This window comes from Mycolicibacter sinensis (assembly GCF_001667945.1).
GTDB lineage: Bacteria > Actinomycetota > Actinomycetes > Mycobacteriales > Mycobacteriaceae > Mycobacterium > Mycobacterium sinense_B.
Map to the genome: position 1 here is coordinate 1 of NZ_LZJK01000089.1, position 1,163 is coordinate 1,163.

Genomic DNA, 1,163 nt, shown 5'->3' on the forward strand with positions numbered 1-1,163 from the left:
GGCCCGGAGTCCGAGACACTGGTCCGCCGAGCCTCGCGGATCGCGTCGAAGTCCAGCGCCGAGTTGCTGGCGCTGCACGTGCTGCGCGGTGACGGGCGCTCGCCCTTGCCCGATGCCCGGATCGGCAAGATCCGCGAGTTGGCGGCCAGCCTCGGCGTCTCGCTGCACGTCGTCGTCGGCGACGATGTGCCGACCGCGCTGTTGGATTTCGCCCGGGACGTCAACGCCACCCAGCTGGTGATCGGGACGTCGCGGCGGTCCCGCTGGGCACGTTTGCTCGACGAGGGTATCGGTGCGACGGTGGTGCGGCTGTCCGGGAAGATCGATGTCCACATAGTGACTCATGAAGAGTCCGGGCAAGGCTTTCGCGGCGGAGCGCTCTCGGCTCGGCAACGCCGTGTGCTGCCATGGCTAGCGGCGGTGCTCGTGCCGTCGCTAGTCTGCTGGATCACAACCGCATGGCTGGATCCGGTGCTGCGCCTAGGCGGAGAGAGCGCGCTGTTCTTCGTCGGCGTGCTGGTGGTCGCCCTCCTCGGCGGCGTCGCCCCCGCAATGCTGTCGGCTGTGGTCTCGGGCCTGCTGCTCAACTACTTCCTGATCGACCCCCGACACAGTTTCACCATCGCCGAAACCGATTCGGCGATCACCGAAATCGTGCTGCTGCTGGTCGCGGTCGCGGTCTCGGGGTTGGTGGACCGCGCCGCCGAACGCGCCAGGGAAGCCGGCCGCGCCTCGGGTGAAGCGGAGCTACTGGCCCTGTTCGCCGGGTCGGTGTTGCGGGGCGCAGACCCGGAGACGCTACTGGAACGCGTCCGAGAGACCTACGCCCTGCGCGCGGTGAGCATCCTGCGAGTGCGCACCTTAGACGGTCAGAAGGCCGGCGAGGCGGTCGTCGCCGCGGCCGGAAACGAGCCGTGTACGACGGTCGAGTCCGCCGACACCGCAATCGAAGTCGGTGACGACGAGTTCTGGATGCTTCTCGCCGGAAAACAGTTGGCAGCCCGTGATCGCCGGGTGCTGTCGGTGGTGGCGCGGCAGGCCGCGGGACTGGTACGCCAGGAGGAATTGGCGGTCGAAGCGGGGAGGGCCGACGCCGTGATGCGCACCGACGAACTGCGCCGCTCCCTGCTGTCGGCGGTCAGCCACGACCTGCGTACCCCGCT

The 1,163-nt window shown here is 68.9% G+C and carries 1 protein-coding gene; it reads left to right on the forward strand.

The features are described 5' to 3' along the window. A partial coding sequence (locus A5694_RS12555) for a DUF4118 domain-containing protein (RefSeq protein ID WP_131809575.1) occupies positions 1–1,163 on the forward strand: 1,163 nt, incomplete at both ends.